Source organism: Bradyrhizobium sp. LB11.1, from assembly GCF_040549385.1.
Taxonomy (GTDB): domain Bacteria; phylum Pseudomonadota; class Alphaproteobacteria; order Rhizobiales; family Xanthobacteraceae; genus Bradyrhizobium.
The window spans coordinates 127,797-144,196 of sequence record NZ_JBEPTH010000006.1 but is presented as its reverse complement, the minus strand read 5'-3'; the positions used below and the strand labels follow the sequence as shown (position 1 = coordinate 144,196).

The window sequence follows — 16,400 nt, the reverse complement described above, 5'->3', positions numbered from 1 at the left end:
TCCCCATGTCCAACTTTTAGCGAACGCACCGACAGAATCCCTGCCACCTTCTCCCACAAGGGGAGAAGGAAGGGGCAACGCGCCTCTCGCATCCCACCTTGACCTCTTGCCGGCAATCCCGTTTCTTTGGCGCGACACAATGACCCCTTCGGGGGAATCACCAAGGGCGCTTCCATGTCTTTCGTCCTCGCCATCGACCAAGGCACCACCTCCTCGCGCGCGATCGTGTTTCGCGGCGACATCTCGATTGCCGCCCGCGCGCAGCAGGAGTTTCCGCAGCATTTTCCGGCCTCGGGCTGGGTCGAGCACGAGCCCGAGGACATCTGGACTTCGACCGTGACGGTCTGCCGCGATGCGATCAGGCAGGCCGGCATCACGGCAAAAGATATCGCCGCGATCGGCATCACCAACCAGCGCGAGACCACCGTGGTGTGGGACCGCACCACGGGCCAGGCCGTGCACCGCGCCATCGTCTGGCAGGACCGCCGCACCGCTGGCATCTGCGCCAAATTGAAAGCAGATGGCCGCGAGCCGCTGATCTCGCAAAAGACCGGCCTGATCATCGATCCCTATTTCTCCGGCACCAAGGTCGCCTGGATTCTCGATCACGTCCCCGGCGCGCGCGCGCGTGCCGCCCGCGGCGAGCTGATGTTCGGCACCGTCGATTGCTATCTGCTCTGGCGCCTCACCGGCGGCAAGGTGCACGCCACCGACGCCACCAACGCCTCGCGCACGCTGCTGTTCAACATCCACACCGGTCAGTGGGATGACGAACTGCTCGAGATCATCGGCGTGCCGCGCTCGATGCTGCCCGAGGTGAAGGATTCCTCCGCCCGCTTCGGCGAGACCACGCCGGACCTGTTCGGCGGCGCGATCGCGATCTCCGGCATCGCCGGCGACCAGCAGGCCGCGACCATCGGCCAGGCCTGCTTCCGTCCGGGCATGATGAAGTCGACCTACGGCACCGGCTGTTTTGCCCTGCTCAACACCGGCACCACGCCCGTGGTCTCCAAGAACAAGCTGCTCACCACCATCGCCTATCAGCTCGACGGCAAACGGACCTACGCGCTCGAAGGCTCGATTTTCGTGGCGGGCAGCGCCGTGCAATGGCTGCGCGACGGCCTCGGCATCATCAAGCATGCCGCCGAGACCGGACCTCTTGCTGATCAGTCGGACTCGATGCAGAGCGTCTATCTGGTGCCGGCCTTCGTCGGCATGGGCGCGCCCTACTGGAATCCCCGCGTGCGCGGCGCGCTGTTCGGCCTCACCCGCAACACCGGTCCGGCCGAGCTCGCGCATGCCGCACTCGAAAGCGTCTGCTACCAGACCTTCGATCTGTGGGCCGCGATGCGCGCGGATTGGCCGAGCTCGGAAACGGCGAGCGTCGTGCTCCGCGTCGATGGCGGCATGACGGCGTCGGACTGGACCATGCAGCGCCTCGCCGATCTCCTCGACGCGCCGGTCGATCGCCCCGTCATCCAGGAGACCACGGCACTTGGCGCCGCCTATCTCGCCGGCCTCCAGGCCGGCGTCTATCCCGAGCCAACAAAGTTTGCTGACAATTGGCGCCTTGAGCATCGCTTCAAGCCGAACATGAGCGAGGCGACAAGGGATCGGAAGCTTGCGGGCTGGGCCCGCGCCGTGAAGGGCGTGCTCGCGAGCGACGAGGGGGAGTAGCACTTCGTAGCCCGGATGGAGCGCAGCGCAATCCGGGGCTTTCTTACCCGCTGACCGAATCCCGGATTACGCTGCACTCCACCCGGGCTACACGGCTCTTTCCACCGTCATTGCGACGAAGCTCTTGCGACGAAGCAATCCAGGCTGCCCGCGCGGAAAGATTCTGGATTGCTTCGCTTCGCTCGCAATGACGGAGTATGGGCGACGCCGTCGCTTTTCGAACCGACATATCATCGCGCGGCGGGTTGCAACGCCCTCAATAATTATACCGCACGCCGAAGCTAAAACCCTGCGCCAGCAAATTCGTCGTGTTTGACATCGGCAGTGGCCGCACCGGTCCGATGCCGGGGCCCGGCACCAGGGTCGGGTTGACGCTGGTGTCGACCAGCCCGCCGGCGCGCTGCACGCCGGTCCAGTACAGTACGTCATAGCCGGCCATGAGCCGCCAGCCAGGTGCGACCTGATAGCCGGCTTTCAGCGAGATCTCCGGTACGACGGCGAAGCGGGTCTGATCGAAATGGCCGATATTGCTGGGCGCGGTCAGGAATCCGCCCGCGGTCGTCGTGGTGACGCCAAAGATGGTGCTGGTCGTGGCGCCCGAGATATCGGCGGTGTTGAGATTGGCACCGAGCGCGACCTTGCCGCGCCATTCCAGCGACCACGGTCCGTTGCGCCACTCGCCGGTGAGGCCGAGATCGACGCCGTGGAAATTGCTCGCCGCCTTGAAATTGTCGGTGGGGATGAATGTGCCGAAGGCCGGGGCGTTGCTGGTGTCGGTAATCCATAGCGTGTCGGATGAACGCAGATAGCGATAGCCGATCAGCGCGCTGACGCGTTGTCCGCTCCACATCCCGAGGTCCTGGCGATACAGCGCGCCGGCGCCAAGCAGGCGCGAGGTCTCGTTGGTGTTGACGCTGCCGGTGCTGATCCCCGGAAAAGCCGCGATCAGTGAGTCCTGCCCCCCGGTCGCGACGTTGAAGAAAGGCCGGGTCAGGATCGGAAAAGTGTTGCTGTCGGCCGCAAAGCCGGTCCCGATATTCTCCAGCCCGAAGAACGACGCCTCGATGCCGCGGCTCCGCTGCGGATCGAACCAGTAGCCGGCGGTGACCCGTCCGCCCGAGCGCCAGTCCTTGTTGACGCTGGAATCGCCGAACAGCACCGTCGTGGTCGGTTGCCCCAACACGCCAGCCACGCCGAGCGGCGTACCGGCAGGCGCCGTGGTCACCAGCGCCGGCAGTTTGTCGCCGGTCACGCTCCAGGCGAGATAGTCGACCTCCGCCCAGAACGGATTGAAATCAATCGATTTTAGCGGAGCCTTCAGCGGCAAATCTGCGGCCCATGCGCTCGTTCCGCCAAACGCCGTCGCGGCCAGGACCATCCCAATCGATGCGCTGCAGATTGCTCGCCGATTCATGGCCGTTCCCCCAGGCTTCCCTAGGATGGAACCATGCGACATTTTGTTCGGCAAGGCGGAGTTGACAGGGGCGTCGAAGGAAACCGGCAGCTGTTGCCGTAAAGTCTCGCTGTCGAATGGGGTATACGCGCTCTCTCCGCGCCGTCATTGCGAGCATAGCGAAGCAATCCAGGCTGTCTCCACGGAAAGATTCTGGATTGCTTCGCTGCGCTCGCAATGACGGAGCGCGAGCTACGGCCACGGCGCAGATGTGGCCCGCGGTGCCTTTCCCTTCCAGGATAATTGTTGCGGACGCCGCGAATTGGCGGTGAACTGAACGGCCCTGCCTTGTCCAACGCCAGAGAAGCGAGAACGATGTTCCTGATCGGCCAATATGATTCCCCCTTCGTCCGCCGCGTCGCGGTTGCGTTGCGGCTTTACGGGCTCGCCTTCGAGCACAGGCCGTGGTCGACCTTCGGCGATGCCGACAGAATCGCGCCGTACAATCCGCTGCGCCGGGTGCCGACGCTGGTGTGTGATGACGGCGAGGCGCTGATCGAGAGCACGATCATTCTGGACTATCTCGATGAGCTCGTCGGTGCGGACAAGGCGATGCTGCCGCGAAGCGGCGTCGATCGGCGGAAGCACCTGCGGATCTGCGCGCTCGCCTGCGGTCTCGGCGACAAGGCGGTCAGCCTGCTCTACGAGCGCGTGCTGCGGAAGGAACAACTTGCGCTATGGGTCGAGCGCTGCCGGGCACAGATCGCCGACGTGCTCGGCGCGCTGGAAACCGAGCGCGCGAAAGTAGTGACGCCGTACTGGCTCGGTGGCAGCATTGGCCACGCCGATATCGCGGTCGCCTGCGTCGTCCGCTTCACCCGCGAGGCGCATCCGCAGCTGTTCGACGCTGCGCGCTATCCAGCGCTGGCGGCACATGCCGAGCGCTGTGAGGCGCTGGCCCCGTTCAAGGAGATCGTGCAGCCGCTGGCGCCGCCCAAGGGGTGAGTCCCATGGTGTCATTCCGGGATGCGCGCTCTCGCCCGGAATGACCTCAAGCGCCGCTATGCGAACCCGACCTTGATCAGCAATGTCAGGAAAAGGCCTCCGACGATCGCGCAGACCGCGGCACCGATCAGCGGCCCCAGCGCCCCTTCCCGGCTTGCGGGCTCCAGCACCGCATGTCCCGGCCGTTCCGGATCGTAATAAACTTTGACGTTTTGCCCGGGACGATATTTCGCCGCGGCCTCTTCCGCGACCTCGCGCAGCCCGGAGATCATGGTGCCGCCCCAATTGACTTCGGTGCCGGTGAAGTCGCGCTTGCCGACCTTGTAGGCGTAGCGGAGGTCGACCTGATAACGGTGCTGGAACTTGCTGGTCCGTGACTTGTCGTCGTCGCTGCCCTTGTCCTCGATGATCTCCTCGATCACGGCGCAACGGGTAACCCTGCCGGCCGCGGTCGGCCAGCGCAGGCTGGCGCTCGCCAGCCGGCGCGTGCTGACATACTCGGCGATGCAGAACACGCCGGCCACGAGCACGATGATCGGCAGCGCGAACACGAACAGCGGAACGCCCTTGTCGGCGTAAAGCACGTGCCCCGCGAGCGAATGAGCGGTCAGGGTGGCGGCAATGAAACCGAACACGATCGTGAATGCCACGAGCGCCGCGACGTTCTGCGCTTCGGCGGGTTCCAGCAGCGCTTCGGCCGGGCACGCCGGATCGACATAGACGTCGACATGGGCGCCGACCGGATATCGTCCGGCCAGTTTGGCGGCGAGCACCCTTGTCGTCATGGCGATGCCGCCGACAAAGACCTTGTCGCTTTCAAGCTCCTCGCCGCCAGCATGATAGCGATAGCGGACGACAGGCTTGGCGTCGTTCTGATCGTCCGAGACGTGCGTCGCCGGTTGGTCGACCCTGGAGACCGTGATGATGCCCTCGACCTTCTCCCAGCTCCGCGCGGCCTGCATCCGGCCCCGCATGCGGACCAGATTGAACAACATCAATCCAAACAGCAGCGCCGAGATGCCGGCGGCAATCTGCGTCCACATCAATCCCTGGGCATCCAGCATCTGATTCCTGCTCTCCGACGGCGACTGCCATTGGTCGCGGCGAGCGCGCGTTGCGTTCACGGCGCTGGCGCCGTTCAAGGAGATCATGCAGCCGCTGGCGCTGCCGAAGGGGTGAGGCGTCGCAATTCTCGCCACACGCCATTGCGCTCGCAATGACGTGGTGAAGCAGTTGTGCGCGGCGGACTTGGCGGAGAGTGTCTGCCGGACGCGACACCCGATCATGCATTGATACAGCTGTTTTGCCCGACGGAGCAAGTGATTTTCGGTAAGACCGAAAAGGCTTCAAGCCTTTCAATCCCATCTCTACTGTGCATGGGGTTGTTTTTGCGATTTGAGTTCGTTGCGTTGAGGAAAGCTCCATCACCGTCACCCTGAGGTGGCCGCTTCTTCAGCGGCCCTCGAAGGGCGACGGCCCGACTGCTAGATCGGCCGTTCATCCTTCGAGGCTCCCCACGCGACGCGTCGCGTCGCATGGTTCGCGCCTCAGGATGACGGGACTGGAACGGCGGCGGGAGAGCGGAAGCTACCCCGCCCCCGCGCGCTTCCTCTGCCAGACCAGATGCACCGCGCAATTGCAGCCGGGTGGATGCGAGGCGAGGTCCTTCGACGTCTCGTCGTTGGCGGGCGTTGCCGCGAAGGCCTTGCCGGCATCCTCCCGCGACGGGATGTAGTTGAGCACAGGAGCGAGCCAGCGCTCGGTCTCGGCCACCGTCATGCCCTTGCGCGCGGCGTAGTCCTCGACCTGATCGCGCTCGATCTTGCCGACGCCGAAATAGTAGCTCTCGGGGCTCGCGAAATAGAGCCCGGACACGCTACTGCCCGGCCACATCGCAAAGCTCTCGGTCAGCTGCACGCCGGCGGAGGCTTCCGCATCGAGCAGCTCGAACAGCGTCGCCTTTTCGGTGTGATCGGGCTGCGCGGGATAGCCCGGCGCGGGACGGATGCCCTGGTATTTTTCCAGGATCATCTCGTCGTTCGAGAGCGCCTCGTCCGGCGCGTAGGCCCAGAACTCGCGACGCACGCGGGCATGCATGCGCTCCGCAAAGGCTTCGGCCAGCCGGTCGGCCAGCGCCTTGCACAGGATCGAGGAGTAATCGTCATTGGCCATCTTGAAGCGATCGGCGACCGCATCCTCGCCGATCCCGGCGGTGACGACGAAGCCGCCGACATAGTCGGGCACGCCGGCGGGCGCGACGAAGTCGGCGAGCGCCGCGTTGAAACGGCCCTCGCGCTTCTCGAGCTGCTGGCGCAGCGTGTGCAGCGTCGCGATGCTCTTGGTCCGGCTCTCGTCGGCATAGAGCACGATGTCGTCACCTTCTGCATTCGCCGGCCAGAAGCCGACGGTGGCGCGCGCCCGGAACCATTTTTCCTTGACGATGGTGTCGAGCATCTTGCGCGCGTCATCGTAGAGCGAGCGGGCGACCTCGCCGACCTTGGCGTCGTCGAGGATCGCAGGGAAGCGGCCGGCGAGTTCCCAGGTCTGGAAGAACGGTGTCCAGTCGATATAGGGCACGAGCTCGGCGAGGTCGTATTCGTCGAAGCTCTTGATGCCGAGGAAGGTCGGCTTCACCGGCTTGTTCGCCGCGAAATCGACCGGCACGCGGTTCTTGCGTGCCGCCTCCAGCTTCAGCCGCTTCTTGTCGGCCTGCGCGCGCATATGCGCGTCCGAGATTTTTGCGTATTCGGCGCGAACCTCGGCCGCATAAGCCTCGCGCTTCTCAGGGCTCAGCAGTGAGGAGGCGACGCCGACGGCGCGGCTGGCGTCGTTGACATGCACGACCGGACCGGCCCGATAGCTCGGGTCGATCTTCACCGCCGTATGCACGCGGCTCGTGGTCGCGCCGCCGATCAGCAGCGGCAGCTTCAACCCTTCGCGCTGCAGTTCGCCGGCGAAGAACGCCATCTCGTCGAGCGAGGGCGTGATCAGGCCGGACAGGCCGACGATGTCGGCCTTCTCCGCCTTCACGATCTCGACGATCTTGGCCGCCGGCACCATGACGCCGAGGTCGATGACCTCGTAATTGTTGCACTGGAGCACGATGCCGACGATGTTCTTGCCGATGTCGTGGACGTCGCCCTTCACGGTCGCGAGGATGATCTTTCCGGCGGACGAGCTCTTGCCAGTCTCGATGCCGTTCGCGGCGTTGCGCGCCTTCTCTTCCTCCATGAACGGCATCAGCCAGGCCACCGCCTGCTTCATGACGCGGGCGGATTTGACGACCTGCGGCAGGAACATCTTGCCGTCGCCGAAGAGATCGCCGACCACGTTCATGCCGGCCATCAGCGGGCCCTCGATCACGTCGAGGGGACGCGACGACGCCTTGCGGGCTTCCTCGGTGTCAGTTTCGATGAACTCGGTGATGCCGTGCACCAGAGAATGCGACAGCCGCTTCTCGACTGGCCATTCGCGCCAGGCGAGATCGGCTTCCTTGGTCTGGGTCTTGTTGCCGCGGAATTTCTCGGCGAGCGCCAGCAGGCGCTCGGACGCTCCAGGATCGCGGTTGAGGATGACGTCTTCGCAGACCTGGCGCAGTTCGGCATCGATGTCGTCATAGACGATCATCTGCCCGGCATTGACGATGCCCATGTCCATGCCGGCCTTGATGGCGTGATACAGGAACACCGAGTGCATGGCCTCGCGCACCGGCTCGTTGCCGCGGAACGAGAACGACAGGTTCGAAACGCCGCCGGAGATGTGTGCGCCCGGCAGGTTCTTGCGGATCCAGCGCGTCGCTTCGATAAAGTCCACGCCGTAATTGTTATGCTCTTCGATGCCGGTCGCGATTGCGAAAACGTTGGGATCGAAGATGAGGTCTTCAGGCGGAAAGCCGACGCGCTCGACCAGGATGTCGTAGGCGCGCTTGCAGATCTCGGTCTTGCGCTTGAACGTGTCGGCTTGGCCGACCTCGTCGAACGCCATCACCACCACGGCCGCGCCGTGACGGCGGGCGATGTTGGCTTCGTGGATGAATTTTTCTTCGCCTTCCTTCATCGAGATCGAATTGACGACCGGCTTACCCTGTACGCATTTCAGGCCGGCCTCGATCACCGAGAATTTCGACGAATCGACCATCACGGGCACGCGGGCGATGTCGGGCTCGGCGGCGACGAGATTGAGGAAGGTCACCATCGCGGCTTCCGAATCCAGAAGACCTTCGTCCATGTTGACGTCGACGATCTGCGCGCCGTTCTCGACCTGGTCGCGCGCGACCTGGAGCGCGGCGGTGTAGTCGCCATTGGTGATCAGCTTGCGGAAGCGCGCCGATCCGGTGACGTTGGTGCGCTCGCCGACGTTCACGAACGGAATGGCATCGGTCAGGATAAACGGCTCGAGGCCGGAGAGCCGCAGGCGCGGTTCGATCTCCGGCACGACGCGCGGCTTGTGCGGGGCGACGGCGGCTGCGATCGCCGCGATATGGTCGGGCGTCGTGCCGCAGCAGCCGCCGACGATGTTGACCAAGCCATCACGCGCGAACTCGCCGACCAGGCGCGCCATGTATTCCGGCGTCTCGTCATACTGGCCGAATTCGTTCGGCAGGCCGGCGTTCGGATAAGCGCAGACCAACGCATCGGCGACGCGGCCGATATCGGCGATATGCGCGCGCAGATCCTCGGCACCGAGCGCGCAGTTGAAGCCGATGGTGATGGGCTTTGCATGCCGCACCGAATTCCAGAACGCCTCCGGCATCTGGCCCGAGAGCAGGCGGCCGGATTTGTCGGTGATCGTGCCGGACACCATCACAGGCACGTCGATGCCGCGCGCTTCGGTGATTTCGGCGATCGCGTAGAGCGCCGCCTTGGCGTTCAGCGTGTCGAAGATGGTCTCGACCAGCAGCAGATCGACGCCGCCGTCGAGCATGCCGTTGATCTGTTCGCCATAGGCCTTTCGCAGATCGTCGAAGGTGACCGCGCGGTAGCCGGGATTGGAGACGTCAGGCGAGATCGAGGCAGTGCGGTTGGTCGGGCCAATGGCACCCGCGACGAAGCGCGGCTTGCCGTCCTCGGCGGCGACGCGCCTTGCGGCGTTGCCGGCGAGGCGGGCGCCTTCGCGCGCCATCTCGTAGACGATGTCGGTGAGGTCGTAATCGGCCTGTGCGATCGAAGTCGTGGAGAAAGTGTTGGTCGCGACGATGTCGGCGCCGGCGCGCAGGTATGCGGCGTGAATGTCCTCGATCGCCTGCGGCTGGGTCAGGATCAAGAGATCGTTGTTGCCGCGCAGGTCGCGATGGAAATTCTTGAAGCGCTCGCCGCGGAAGGCGGCCTCGTCGAACTGGAGGTTCTGGATCATCGTGCCCATGGCGCCATCGAGCACGAGGATGCGCTCGCGCGCGGCATTGATCAGGGCGGTTCGCTTGGGCGAGGTCGATACGGTCATGGTGTCTTAGGCCGCCTTCTGCGCGCTCTTGGCGCGAATGCCGAGCAAATGGCTGATCGCGAACACGAGATCGGCGCGGTTCATGGTGTAGAAATGGAAGGTGTCGACGCCGTTCTTGGCGAGCTTCTGCACCTGGCCGGCGGCGACGGTTGCGGCCACCAGCTTGCGGGTCTCGGCGTCGTCGTCGAGGCCTTCGAATTTCGCGGCGAACCAGTCCGGCACTGTGGTGCCGGCGCGGGTGACGAAATTGCGGGCCTGCTTGAAATTGTGCATGGGCATGATGCCCGGCACGATCGGGATGTTGATGCCGCGGGCGCGGACGCGGTCGAGATAACGGAAATAGAGGTCGTTATCGAAAAAGACCTGGGTGATCGCGCGCGTCGCGCCGGCGTCGACTTTTGCCTCGAGCGTGTCGATGTCGGCATCGAAGTCGCGCGCTTCGGGATGCTTCTCGGGGTATGCAGAGACCGAGACCTCGATATCGCTGTGCCGCTTCTTGATCCCGGCGACGAGCGCGTCCGAGCTCTGGTAGCCGTCGGGATGAGCGGAATAGGCAGTGCCGATGCCGCCGGCCGGATCGCCGCGCAGGCCGACGATGTGGCGGACGCCGACCTCATGGTAGCGGTCGACGATCTCGTCGATTTCGCCGCGCGAGGCGCCGACGCAGGTCAGGTGCGCGGCCGGCAATAGCGCGGTTTCCTTCAGGATGCGGGAGATGGTCGAGTGAGTGCGTTCGCGGGTCGAGCCGCCGGCGCCGTAAGTCACGGAGACGAATTTCGGGTCGAGCGGGGCCAGCCGGTTGATGGTCTCCCAGAGATTCCGCTCCATATCTTCCGTCTTGGGCGGGAAGAACTCGAAGGAGATCGCAGGCCGCTTTGTGGCGAGGTGCCCGTCTTGCCCGTCAGTGTGGGCAGGAATCGTCAAATCGGTCATGGCACCACTCACTCCTGGGGCTCGCCAGCGGTCTGGCGGCGGCGGTCGGGTCTAGCTTGGGAGAGGCTAAGATAGGGCAAAGGCGGGTTTCTCGACAGCCCATCGGAGATGGGAAATGGCCCACTTTTTGTATAATTGTGTCGAATATTGCGATGCAGATGAGAAAAGTGGGAAATGGCCTGAAGAGATATATTTTCAAGTAATATCAGGTGTATAATTCTAGTTCAGTGGTTGATGAAGTGGATTTATGTTGAGTGGGCAGAATAAGTTTTGCGTTGCGTGACCTGTGCCCGTCCCAACGCCATGCTCATACCGTCCGCGCGGCGTCTGCGCCTGCACACGCCAGACCTGCGCTGCCGGCCCATTGCCGCGGCGCCGCTCTTCACTACGTTAACGCGCCATGATCCCCCTCTCAGTCCTTGACCTCTCCGTCGTCACCACAGGCACAAAGCCGGCCGCGGCGCTGCGCAACAGCATCGATCTGGCGCGCCATGTCGATGGGCTCGGCTATGTCCGCTACTGGCTCGCAGAGCATCACAACCTCGCCTCGGTGGCGAGCCCGGCGCCCGACGTGATGATCGGGCAGATCGCTGCGGTGACGAAGCACATCCGCGTCGGCTCAGGCGGTGTGATGCTGCCTAACCACGCCCCGCTGGTGGTGGCTGAGCGCTTCAAGATGCTGGAGGCGCTGTTTCCCGGCCGCATCGATCTCGGCCTCGGCCGTGCACCCGGCACCGATGGCGCGACGGCGTATGCGCTGCGCAGCCGGCTCGATCGCCGCGAGGGTGACGACTTTCTGGAGCGGCTGCACGAACTCATCCTGTGGGAGACCCGCGAATTCCCCGCAGGGCACCCCTACCATAACGTCGTCGCGATGCCCGACGACACCAAGCTGCCGCCGATCTGGCTGCTCGGCTCCAGCGACTATTCCTCGGAGCTCGCCGCGCAAGTCGGCATGGGCTTCGCTTTCGCCCATCATTTCGCGTCCCACGACGCGATCGACGCGATGGTGCATTACCGTAATCGCTTCCAGCCGTCCGCGTGGAGCGCAAGCCCGCAAGCTATCCTTGCCGTCGCTGTCATCGCGGCGGATACCGATGAGGGGGCTGAAAAGCTCGCGACCTCTTTCGATCTCAACCGCTTGCGCCGCGACCGCGGCCAGTATTTGCCGCTGCCGAGCGTCGACGAGGCGCTGGCCTATCCTTACTCTGATTCCGAGCGCGTCTCGATCGCGCGCAATCGGTCGCGCCTGTTCGTCGGTAGCCCTGCGACGGTGCAGAAGAAGCTGCAGCCGTTGATAGATGCAAGCAAGCCGGACGAGTTGATGGTGATCACGGCCGTGTATGACCACGAAGCACGCAAGAAATCGTACTCGCTGTTGGCGGAAGCGTTTGGGCTGGCAAAGCAGGCAGCCTAGATCCCGGCTCGCGCTTCGCGCGTTCGGGACATGCGATCATTCCATCGTCGCGCGGAACGGGTGGCCCGGATACACGCCGACGATGCGGAATTCACGCGAGAAGAATTTCAGCTCCTCGATCGCAAACGCGAGACCCTTGTCGTCGGGATGGCCGTCGACATCGGCGTAAAACTGCGTGGCGAAGAAATTGCCGTCGACCATGTAGCTCTCGAGCTTGGTCATGTTGACGCCGTTGGTGGCAAAGCCGCCGAGCGCCTTGTAGAGCGCGGCGGGGAGGTTGCGCACCCGGAAAACAAAAGTGGTGACTAGCGGGCCTGAGCCTTGCGCGGCCCATTTCGGCTCTCGCGCCAGCACGACGAAGCGCGTGGTGTTATGGGCCTCGTCCTCGATGTCTTCGGCGAGGATGTCGAGGCCGTAGATCTGCGCAGCCAGGCGCGATGCGATCGCGGCGACGGTCTTGTCCTTGCGCTCGGAAATGTCGCGGGCGCTGCCGGCGGTGTCCGCGTGCACGATGCCCTTGATGCCGAGCTTGCGGATGATGCGCCGGCACTGGCCGAGCGCATGCACGTGGCTCTCGACGCTCTTGATGTCTTCGAGCTTGGTGCCCTTCACCGCCATCAGTTGATGACGGACCGGCAAAAACCACTCGCCGATGATGAAGAGGCCAGAGGCCGGCAAAAGATGATGAATGTCGGCGACGCGGCCCGCGACCGAATTCTCGATCGGGATCATGCCGAGATCGGCCTCGCCCGAGGAGATCGCCGACAGCGCGTCCTCGAAGGTGGCGCAGGGCAACGGCTCGGCGTCGGGAAAGGCCTCGACAATGGCGATGTGGGAATTGGCGCCAGGTTCGCCTTGGAATGCGATCTTCATCTTGCTCATGAGGGGCCTTGTAGCAGCGGCTCAGGATTTGGAAAGGATGCCGCGGGCGGTCTCGAGGTCCGCCGGCGTGTCGACCCCGCGGGGCACGGTGTCGACGATGGTGAAGTCGATGCGCATCCCGGCCTCCAGGGCCCGGAGCTGCTCGAGTTTCTCCTGCAGCTCCAGTGGCGAGGGCGGCAGCGAAACGTAGCGCTCCAGCGCGGCGCGGCGATAGGCATAGAGGCCGATATGGTGATAGCGCGGTCCGCCCCCGGTCGGCGCGGTGGCGCGTGTGAAATAAAGTGCGCGCATACGCCGGCCGCCGAGCGAGGTTCCGATCGCCTTCACGACGCTGGGGGCGAGGTCCTCTTCCTCGGTGTGGATCTGCGAGGCCAGCGTGGCGATGTCCACGGCCGGGTCTTCCAGCGGCGGCAGCACGTCGCGGATATTGTCGGTCGTGATCGTCGGAAAGTCGCCCTGGAGATTGACCACGATCTCGGCCTGTCCGCTCGGATCGAGCCTCTGCATGGCCTCGTGGATGCGGTCGGAGCCTGAGGGGTGCTCCGCGCGGGTCATCACCGCCTCGCCGCCATGGGCGGTCACGACCGCGGCGATCTCTGCCGTATCGGTGGCCACAGCAACCCGGCCGATGCCGGCGGCCTCGGCACGCCGCATCACGTGCACGATCATCGGCAGGCCAGCGATATCGGCAAGCGGCTTGCCGGGCAGGCGGGTGGCGGCCATGCGGGCCGGGATCAGCACCAGAATGCGGGGATCGGTCATCTGTTCAAGGGCCTGGAAACGGGGCGTTTTCCGCGTCGAGAAATGGAATGGGGATGGGCCGAAAGCCGGGTCGCTTATACGGGTTGCCAGACCCCGGGCAAACCGATATCTCAATGGCAAAACTCGGGGAAACAATAAGGAACGTTTGATTCCCCCGAGGCTCGTCCTGGCGGCCGCCTGGCCGCTAGTTCTTCTTGCGGTGTGGGGCCTGGCCGGAAATGGACTCTTTCGAACTCAACAAGATTCTCGGTGCCGTGCTCGGCACCTGTCTCATTCTGCTGGTGACGAGCTTCACCGCTCAGGCGCTATTCTCGCCCAAGATGCCGGAAAAGCCGGGCTTCGAGATCGCCGTGAAGGAAGTGGCCGGCGACAAGGAAGGTGGCGCGGCCGCCGCGGCCCCGTCCGAGCCGATCGAAAAGCTGCTCCAGACCGCTTCCGTCGAGAAGGGCGCGTCCGCCGCCAAGAAGTGCGGCGCCTGCCACACCTTTGAAAAGGGCGGCCCGAATCGCGTTGGCCCCAACCTCTTTGGGATCGTTGACGACCACCGCGGCGAAGGCCGCAACGGCTTCAACTTCTCGGCTGCGATGAAGGCCAAGGGCGGCACCTGGACCATCGACGACCTCAACAAGTTCATTGCCAATCCGAAGGGTTTCATTCCCGGCACCGCGATGGGCTTTGCCGGCATCCCGAAGGATAGCGAGCGCGCCGACGTCATCGCCTATCTGAACAGCCTCTCCGACAGCCCGAAGCCGCTGCCCACCGCCGCGAAATAAGGCTCTTCGGTCTCGATCTCAGATGTGCGGCCAGGCCTCAAAGCCTGGCCGTTTCCATATCCGGGGCTCGCGGCGTCGTTATCGGGGCGTTTGGCCGCATCTGACGGGCCGTCTGGCCTTCCAACATGAGGAAAAAGCAACATATTCGGTCGAAACCTCGCCTATATTGAGCCCTTAAAGGGGTAACCTCCTTCAAGATCAGGATGTTGATTTGACCATTACCCGACGCGATCTCCTGCTCACTGGTGCGGCCGTTGCTGCGCTCCCCGCCCTTGGTTCCGCAGCGGGCACTCCCGTCGTCAGCGCCGCAGAGGCGCAATCCGCAGGTGAGCTTCCCTGGCGCCACGCTTTGTCCCTGTTCGGCGACATTAAATATCCCGCCGACTTCAAGCGCTTCGATTACGTCAATCCGGATGCGCCCAAGGGCGGCGTCGCGCGCCTGATCTCGATCGGCACGTTCGACAATTTCAACATCACGGTCTCCGGTATCAAAGGCAATATCGCGCCGGCGGCGGCCATGATCTACGAAACGCTGATGACCCGGGCGCAGGACGAGGTGGCGACCGAGTACGGTGAGCTTGCCGAATCCGCCCAGCATCCGGCCGATTTCTCCTGGGTGACCTATCGCCTGCGCAAGGAAGCCCGCTGGCACGACGGCAAGCCGGTAACCCCCGAGGACGTCATCTTCTCGCTGGAAACGTTCAAGCAGCAAAGCCCGATGTACGCCTCTTATTATCGTCACGTCACGAAGGCCGAGAAGGCGGGCGAGCGCGACGTCAAGTTCACCTTCGACGCGCCCGGCAATCGCGAATTGCCGACCATCGTGGGCGAGCTCACGGTGCTGCCGAAGCATTGGTGGGAAGGCACCGATGCGCAGGGCCGCAAGCGCGATGTCGGCGCGACCACGCTGGAGCCGCCGCTCGGCTCCGGCCCGTACAAGATCAAGGAATTCGTGGCAGGGCGCTCGATCAAGCTTGAGCGGGTGAAGGATTATTGGGGCGCGAATGTCCCGAGCCAGATCGGCACCAACAATTTCGACGAGCTGCGCTTCGAGTTTTTCCGCGACAACCAGGTCGCGCTGGAAGCCTTCAAGGCCGACCAGGCCGACTGGATCGCGGAAAATTCCGCCAAGCAGTGGGCCACGGCCTACGACTTCCCGGCGGTGGCCGAGAAACGGGTGCTCAAGGAAGAGTTCCCGATCAACGATTCCGGCAGGATGCAGGCCTTTGTCTTCAACATCCGCCGCGATCAATTCAAGGACGCGCGGCTGCGCCGGGCCTTCAACTACGCCTTCGACTTCGAGGAGATGAACAAGCAGCTCTTCTACGGCCAGTACAAGCGGATAGGCAGCTATTTTGAAGGGACTGAACTTGCCTCCTCCGGCCTGCCGCAGGGGCAGGAGCTGGAGATCCTTCAAGCCGTGAAGGACAAGGTGCCGCCGGAAGTCTTCACCACGGCCTACCAGAATCCGGTCGGTGGCAATCCGGAAGCCGTGCGCGCCAATTTGCGCGAGGCCGCAAAGCTCCTGAAAGAGGCCGGCTTCGAGGTGCGCGATCACAAGCTGGTCGATGCCTCCGGCAAGCCGCTCACGGTCGAGATCCTGGTGCAGGATCCTTCGTCGGAGCGCATCGCGCTGTTCTACAAGCCGTCGCTGGAGCGCATCGGCGTCGCCACCTCGATCCGTGTCGTCGACGACGCGCAGTACCAGAACCGGCTGCGCAGCTTCGACTTCGACATGATCATCGATCAGTGGGGCGAGTCGCTCTCGCCCGGCAACGAGCAGCGCGAGTTCTGGGGCTCGCAGGCCGCCGGCATGCCGGGCGCGCGCAACACCATCGGCATCAAGAACCCCGCGGTCGACGCGCTGATCGAGAAGGTGATCTACGCCAAGGACCGGGGCGAGTTGGTCGCCGCGACCCACGCGCTCGATCGCGTGCTGCTATGGAATTTCTACCTCGTGCCGCAGTTCACCTATGGGTTCTCTCGCTACGCCCGCTGGGACCGCTTCAGCCATGCCGAACCGCTGCCGAAATACGGCCGGTCCGGCCTGCCGACGCTGTGGTGGTATGACGCCGAAAAGGCGGCGCGCATCGGAAAACGCTCTTGAGGAAGCAATTGC

11 protein-coding genes are annotated in these 16,400 nt (G+C 64.1%); 5 read left to right on the top strand and 6 right to left on the bottom strand.

Annotated features, from left to right (window positions below; genetic code table 11):
- Window positions 1–174 precede the first annotated feature (174 nt).
- Complete coding sequence (gene glpK, locus ABIA96_RS17645; RefSeq protein WP_354138317.1) at window positions 175–1,677, top strand: glycerol kinase GlpK; 1,503 nt, start codon at window positions 175–177, stop codon at window positions 1,675–1,677.
- Window positions 1,678–1,933: 256 nt separating this feature from the next.
- Here the strand turns inward: glpK and ABIA96_RS17640 are convergent, their stop codons facing one another.
- The gene (locus ABIA96_RS17640) at window positions 1,934–3,091 is read right to left on the bottom strand and encodes a BBP7 family outer membrane beta-barrel protein (RefSeq protein WP_354138316.1); all 1,158 of its coding nucleotides are present in this window, start codon (window positions 3,089–3,091) and stop codon (window positions 1,934–1,936) included.
- Window positions 3,092–3,445: 354 nt separating this feature from the next.
- On the opposite strand from ABIA96_RS17640, the gene ABIA96_RS17635 reads away from it, so the two are divergent.
- Window positions 3,446–4,075, top strand: a complete 630-nt coding sequence (locus ABIA96_RS17635; RefSeq protein WP_354138315.1) for a glutathione S-transferase family protein — start codon at window positions 3,446–3,448, stop codon at window positions 4,073–4,075.
- Between the two features lie 56 nt (window positions 4,076–4,131).
- Here ABIA96_RS17635 and ABIA96_RS17630 read toward each other — a convergent pair whose 3' ends face one another.
- From ABIA96_RS17630 to metF, 3 genes are all read right to left on the bottom strand, one after another.
- Window positions 4,132–5,139: a DUF3592 domain-containing protein gene (locus ABIA96_RS17630; protein WP_354138314.1), complete on the bottom strand. Its 1,008-nt coding sequence runs from the start codon at window positions 5,137–5,139 to the stop codon at window positions 4,132–4,134.
- Window positions 5,140–5,662: 523 nt separating this feature from the next.
- A complete protein-coding gene (metH, locus tag ABIA96_RS17625) occupies window positions 5,663–9,514 on the bottom strand; it encodes a methionine synthase (RefSeq protein WP_354138313.1) in 3,852 nt (1,283 codons plus the stop codon).
- 6 nt (window positions 9,515–9,520) lie between these two features.
- Window positions 9,521–10,447, bottom strand: coding sequence for a methylenetetrahydrofolate reductase [NAD(P)H] (gene metF / locus ABIA96_RS17620; RefSeq protein ID WP_354138312.1), 927 nt, complete (start codon window positions 10,445–10,447; stop codon window positions 9,521–9,523).
- 400 nt (window positions 10,448–10,847) lie between these two features.
- Between metF and ABIA96_RS17615 the strand changes: the two genes are divergently transcribed.
- Window positions 10,848–11,864: an LLM class flavin-dependent oxidoreductase gene (locus ABIA96_RS17615; protein ID WP_354138311.1), complete on the top strand. Its 1,017-nt coding sequence runs from the start codon at window positions 10,848–10,850 to the stop codon at window positions 11,862–11,864.
- Between the two features lie 36 nt (window positions 11,865–11,900).
- Here ABIA96_RS17615 and ABIA96_RS17610 read toward each other — a convergent pair whose 3' ends face one another.
- Window positions 11,901–12,746, bottom strand: coding sequence for a prephenate dehydratase (locus ABIA96_RS17610; protein WP_354138310.1), 846 nt, complete (start codon window positions 12,744–12,746; stop codon window positions 11,901–11,903).
- A gap of 21 nt (window positions 12,747–12,767) precedes the next feature.
- Window positions 12,768–13,508, bottom strand: a complete 741-nt coding sequence (locus tag ABIA96_RS17605) for a 3-deoxy-manno-octulosonate cytidylyltransferase (protein WP_354138309.1) — start codon at window positions 13,506–13,508, stop codon at window positions 12,768–12,770.
- Between the two features lie 218 nt (window positions 13,509–13,726).
- Between ABIA96_RS17605 and ABIA96_RS17600 the strand changes: the two genes are divergently transcribed.
- A complete protein-coding gene (locus ABIA96_RS17600) occupies window positions 13,727–14,281 on the top strand; it encodes a c-type cytochrome (protein WP_354138308.1) in 555 nt (184 codons plus the stop codon).
- Window positions 14,282–14,492: 211 nt separating this feature from the next.
- A complete protein-coding gene (locus ABIA96_RS17595; protein WP_354138307.1) occupies window positions 14,493–16,388 on the top strand; it encodes an ABC transporter substrate-binding protein in 1,896 nt (631 codons plus the stop codon).
- Window positions 16,389–16,400: the final 12 nt, after the last annotated feature.

Coding starts and splice junctions, on each gene's coding strand:
- glpK (WP_354138317.1), top strand. CDS start 175: ATGTCTTTCGTCCTCGCCATCGACCAAGGCACCACCTCCTCGCGCGCG.
- ABIA96_RS17640 (WP_354138316.1), bottom strand. CDS start 3,091: ATGAATCGGCGAGCAATCTGCAGCGCATCGATTGGGATGGTCCTGGCC.
- ABIA96_RS17635 (WP_354138315.1), top strand. CDS start 3,446: ATGTTCCTGATCGGCCAATATGATTCCCCCTTCGTCCGCCGCGTCGCG.
- ABIA96_RS17630 (WP_354138314.1), bottom strand. CDS start 5,139: ATGCTGGATGCCCAGGGATTGATGTGGACGCAGATTGCCGCCGGCATC.
- metH (WP_354138313.1), bottom strand. CDS start 9,514: ATGACCGTATCGACCTCGCCCAAGCGAACCGCCCTGATCAATGCCGCG.
- metF (WP_354138312.1), bottom strand. CDS start 10,447: ATGACCGATTTGACGATTCCTGCCCACACTGACGGGCAAGACGGGCAC.
- ABIA96_RS17615 (WP_354138311.1), top strand. CDS start 10,848: ATGATCCCCCTCTCAGTCCTTGACCTCTCCGTCGTCACCACAGGCACA.
- ABIA96_RS17610 (WP_354138310.1), bottom strand. CDS start 12,746: ATGAGCAAGATGAAGATCGCATTCCAAGGCGAACCTGGCGCCAATTCC.
- ABIA96_RS17605 (WP_354138309.1), bottom strand. CDS start 13,508: ATGACCGATCCCCGCATTCTGGTGCTGATCCCGGCCCGCATGGCCGCC.
- ABIA96_RS17600 (WP_354138308.1), top strand. CDS start 13,727: ATGGACTCTTTCGAACTCAACAAGATTCTCGGTGCCGTGCTCGGCACC.